The sequence below is a fragment of the Actinophytocola sp. genome (assembly GCF_049647105.1).
Taxonomy (GTDB): Bacteria; Actinomycetota; Actinomycetes; order Mycobacteriales; family Pseudonocardiaceae; genus Actinophytocola.
In genome coordinates this window covers 1-5,084 of sequence record NZ_JBARWZ010000203.1, presented here as the reverse complement: position 1 = coordinate 5,084, position 5,084 = coordinate 1, and the positions used below count along the sequence as shown (strand labels likewise).

General features: G+C 74.8%; 1 protein-coding gene and 1 pseudogene. Both read right to left on the bottom strand.

Annotated elements, in window-relative coordinates:
- Window positions 1-4,530, bottom strand: a pseudogene (locus WBA97_RS23885) (SDR family NAD(P)-dependent oxidoreductase); the annotation flags it as partial.
- Window positions 4,531-4,589: 59 nt separating this feature from the next.
- The coding region (locus WBA97_RS23880; RefSeq protein ID WP_424233133.1) for a phosphopantetheine-binding protein at window positions 4,590-5,084 on the bottom strand (495 nt) is incomplete at its 5' end.

Below are 5,084 nucleotides of genomic sequence, written 5' to 3'. Positions count from 1 at the left end.
CACGGGCACCGCGTGGGTGAGGTCGGCGGCGAGCGCGGCGTCGAACGCGGCGAGCCCGTCCGCCGAGGACATCGGCGCGACACCCGAGCGGGCCATGCGGGCAAGGTCGGCGGCGTCGAGGCCGCCGGTGAGGTCGCTGCGCTCGTCCCAGAACCCCCACGCCAGCGTGGTCGCTGGCAGGCCCCGCACGCGGCGGGCGCGGGCAAAGGCGTCGAGGAACGCGTTGGCGGCGGCGTAGTTGCCCTGACCGGCGGCGCCGAACGTGGCCGCCGCCGAGGAGAACAGCACGAACGCCGACAGGTCGAGGTCGCGGGTCGCCTCGTCCAGCACGCGGGCGGCGTCCACCTTGGGCCGGAACACGGTGTCGATCCTGGCCGGCTCCAGCGCTTCGACCATGCCGTCGTCGAGGGCGCCCGCGGTGTGCACGACGGCGCCGAGCGGGTGTTCGGCGGGGATGGTCGCGAGCACGGCGGCGACGGCGGCGTGGTCGGCGACGTCGCCCGCGGCGACGGTGAGGGTGGCGCCGTGCTCTGCGAGATCGGTCCGCAGCCCGGCCATGCCGGGGGCGGCCTCGCCGCGGCGGCAGGCGACGAGCAGGTGCGCCACCCCGTGCCGTGCCGCGAGGTGGCGGGCGACGACCCTGCCGAGCGTGCCGCCGCCGGTGATCAGGACCGTCCGCCCGGGGTCGAACGCGGGCCGCCGCACCGGTGCGGGGCGGGCACGCACGAGTTCGGGGGTGAGGAGGACTCCGTCGCGCTGGACCAGCTGTGGCGCGGCCGAGGCGAGTGCCTGCTCGGTGATGGCGCCGTCGACGTCCAGCAGCCGGAACCGGCCGGGGTGCTCGGCCTGTGCGGAGCGCACGAGCCCCCATACCGGCGCGAGGTCGAGGTCGACCTCGGTCTCCCCGCCGGTGACGACCGCGTGGCGGGTCACGAACAGCAGGGGCTCCCGCCGGTCGTCGCGGAGCCATTCGTGCAGGTGTGCCAGCGCGGTGGCGGTGGCCGCACGCGGTGACGTCCCGGCGGGCTCCACCACGACCGGCTCGGTGTCCGCCACGCGATCGCCGGTCAGTGGCCGCCACGCGAGCTCGAACAGGGTGTCGCTGTGCGGTGCCGAGGCGGCCGGCATGGGGCGGGAGGCGATGGCCGCGACGGAGACGACCGGTTGCCCGGTCTCGTCCACCGCGTCCACGCGGATCCGGTCGCCGTCGAGCCGCCGGAGCCGGACACGCAACGCGGTCGCGCCCGTTGCGTGCAGGGTGACGCCCTCCCACGCGAACGGCAGCCGGGCGTGGAAGGTGCCGTCGTGGACCTCGGCGGCGAGCGCGGCATGGCACGCGGCGTCGAGCAGCGCGGGATGCAGACCGTGGCGGGTGGCGTCGGCGCGTTCGGCCTCGCCCAGCGCGACCTCGGCGTAGAGCGCACCAGCGGTGCGCCAGGCCCGCCGCAGGCCCTGGAACGCGGGGCCGTAGCCGAATCCCCGCGCGGCGAGCTGGTCGTAGGCGGGCGCGAGCTCCTCCGCGTCGGCGGGCGGCCACGCGAACGTCTCGCCGTCGGGTGCCACCGTGGTGAGGGTGGCGGTCGCGTGCGTGGTCCAGTCGCCGTCGGCGCGGCTGTGCACGCCGAGGGTGTCGCCGTCGAGCACCACCCTGACGTCCACGCCGCGCTCGTCGAGGACCAGCGGGGTGAGCAGCGTCAGGTCCGCCACGTGGCGCCCGGTCTGCAACGCCAGCTCGACGAACGCGGCGCCGGGCACGAGCACGCGACCGGACACGGTGTGGTCGCGCAGCCAGCCGTGCGTGGCGAGGGACCAGCGGGCGGTGTAGACGGTCTGTTCCGGGGTTTCGATCGCGAGACCGAGCAGCGGGTGACCCGCCGCCGCCGCGCCGAGCCGGGTGGCGTCCCCGGTGCCGCCGTCGAGCCAGAAACGCGTGCGCTGGAACGGGTACGTCGGCAGTTCGACGCGTCGCCCGCCTGCCAGGACACGGCGCCAGTCCACCGCGACGCCGTGCGCGTGGGCCTCGCCGACCGACAGCAGGAAGCGGTCCCAGCCACCCTCGTCGCGGCGAAGCGTGCCGCCCGCGAAGACCGGGTCCACCGCCTCCTGCACGGCCATCGTGAGCACCGGATGCGGGCTCATCTCCAGAAACGTGCCGTGCTTGGCCTCCGCCAGCAGCCGCACGACCGGTTCGAACAACACGGTCTGCCGCAGGTTGCGATACCAGTACCCGGCATCGAGCGAAGCGGTGTCGACCCGCCCGCCCTCCAGCGTCGAATAGAACGCGACCCCGGCCGACCGAGGAGCCACATCGTCCAATGTGGACAGAAGTTCGTCGCGCAACTCCTCCATGCGCACCGAGTGCGACGCGTAGTCCACCGGCACCCGCCGCGCCCGCACACCCGCCGACTCGCACCGCGCCAGCAGCACGTCCAGGTCCGCGTCGTCACCCGACACCACCGTCGAGTTCGGACCGTTCACGGCGGCGATCCCGGCGCCGCCCGGCAACGGCACCTCGTTCGCGGGCAGCGAAACCGACACCATCCCGCCACCACCGGCCACCGCGGCGATCGCCTTGCTGCGCAAGGCAACCACCCGCGCCGCGGCCGGCAGGCTCAACGCCCCCGCCACGCACGCCGCCGCGATCTCACCCTGCGAGTGCCCGACCACGGCGTCCGGCTCCACCCCGCAGGCGCGCCAGAGTGCCGCCAGCGACACCATCACCGCCCAGGACGCTGGCTGCACCACGTCAACGCGGTCGAACCCGTCGCCGGAGCGGATCACCTCGATCAGCGACCAGTCCACGAACGGACGCAACGCGGCGTCGCACTCGGCCATGCGCGTCGCGAACACCGGGGAGGCATCGAGGAGGTCGCGACCCATGCCAGGCCACTGGGCGCCCTGCCCGGGGAACACGAACACGGTCCGGCCCGTGGCGGCGGCTGACCCGAGCGCCACCCCCGATCCGTCCAGTGTGGACAGACGGGCCGGGGCGGGCCCGACGATGACGGCCCGGTGCGGCAGGTGCGCACGGGTGGTCGCGAGCGAGAACGCCACGTCGGCCGGTGCCGCGTCGAGCTCCGCGAGCTGGGCGGCCCTGGCGCGCAGCGCCTCCGGCGTCCGCGCGGACAGCACCCATGCCACCACGTCCGAGACGGCGACCGGCTCCTCTGGCCGCTCGGTGGCCGGGAACTCGGCCGCCTCCTCCAGGATCACGTGCGCGTTGGTGCCGCTGATGCCGAACGAGGACACGGCCGCGCGCCGCGGACGACCCTCGCTGACCCACGGGCGGGCCTCGCGCAGCACGCCAACCACACCGGCCGACCAGTCCACATGGGACGATCGCTCGCCTGCGTGCAGCGTCCTCGGCAGCACCCCCGCTCGCAGCGCCATCACCACCTTCATCACCCCGGCCACACCAGCGGCGGCCTGGGTGTGCGCGATGTTGGACTTCACAGAACCCAGCCACAGCGGCCGCGACCGCTCGGGGCCGTACGCCTCGATCAGCGCCTGCACCTCGATCGGGTCGCCGAGCGCCGTGCCCGTGCCGTGCGCCTCGATCGCGTCGATCTCGTCGCCGGACAGCCCGGCGTTGAGCAGCGCCTGCTCGATCACCCGCACCTGCGACGGCCCGTTCGGGGCGGTGAGCCCGTTGGAGGCACCGTCCTGGTTGACCGCGCTCCCCCGCACCACCGCGAGCACCCGGTGCCCGTTGCGGCGCGCGTCGGACAGCCGCTCCACCAGGAGCATGCCAACGCCCTCGCCGAACCCGAAGCCGTCGGCGCCGTCGGCGAACGCCTTGCAGCGGCCGTCGGGCGCGAGCGCGCCCTGGCGGCTCATCTCGACGAACAGGCCGGGGTGCGGCATGACGGTCGCGCCACCCGCGAGCGCCAGCGAGCACTCGTCGCGGCGCAGCGCCGCCACCGCGAGGTGCAACGCGACCAGCGACGAGGAGCACGCCGTGTCGATGGTGACGGCCGGGCCCTCCAGCCCGAACACGTAGGACAGCCTGCCGGAGGCGACGCTCCCGGTGGTCCCGGTGAGCAGGTGGCCCGCGGCCTCCTCCGGCACCCGGTCCAGCGGTGGCCCGTACCCGGACACGGGTGAGCCGACGAAGACGCCCGTGCGGCTGCCCCGCACGGCGTCCTGGTCGATCCCGGCGTGCTCGAACGCCTCCCACGTGGTCTCCAGCAGCAGGCGCTGCTGCGGGTCCATCGCGGCCGCCTCACGCGGGCTGATGCCGAAGAACGCGGCGTCGAACTCCGCCGCGCCCTCGACGAAACCACCTCGGCGGGTGTAGCTGGTGCCGGGGTGTCCGGGGTCCGGGTGGTAGACGGCGGCCTCGTCCCAGCCCCGGTCGGCCGGGAAGCCGGACGTGGCGTCCACCTCGTCGGCGACCACCCGCCACAGGTCGGCGGCCGACCGGACACCGCCGGGCAGCCTGCAGGCCATGCCGACGATCGCGATCGGCTCACGACCGCGGTCCTCCACCTCCGCCAGCTGCCGCCGCGTCCTGCGCAGCTCACCGGTGACCCAGAGCAGGTTCTCCCGGAGCTTGGCCTCGTTCGCCTCGTTCGCCATTCCCGGCCCTCTCAGGACTTCCCGAACTCGGTGCTGATCATCTGGAAGAGCTCGTCGTCCGACGCCGCCTCGAGGTCGTGCGCCGACTCGTCCCCGGTGTCGCCGGCGTCGTTGTCCGCGAGCAACGCGAGCAGCTGCCGCATGCGGGCGGCGAGCGCGTCGCGGCCACCGGGGTCGTCCGCGAGCCCGCCGACACCGACCAGCGACTGCTCGAGCTTGCCGAGCAGGTCGAGCGAGCCGCGGACGGTGTCCGCCGTGGACGGAGCGGTCTCCTCTGGCACCAGCTCCGCGTCGAGGTGCGCCGCGAGTGCCGAGGGTGTCGGGTGGTCGAACACCAGCGTGGCGGGCAGCTTCAGCCCGGTCGCGGCGCGCAGCCGGTTGCGTAGCTCGACCGCGGTGAGCGAGTCGAAGCCCAGCTCGCGGAACGCGCGCCCCTCGGCGACCGCGTCCTGGCCGCCGAGCCCGAGCACCGCGCCCGCGTGGGTGCGCACGACGTCGAGCAGCGC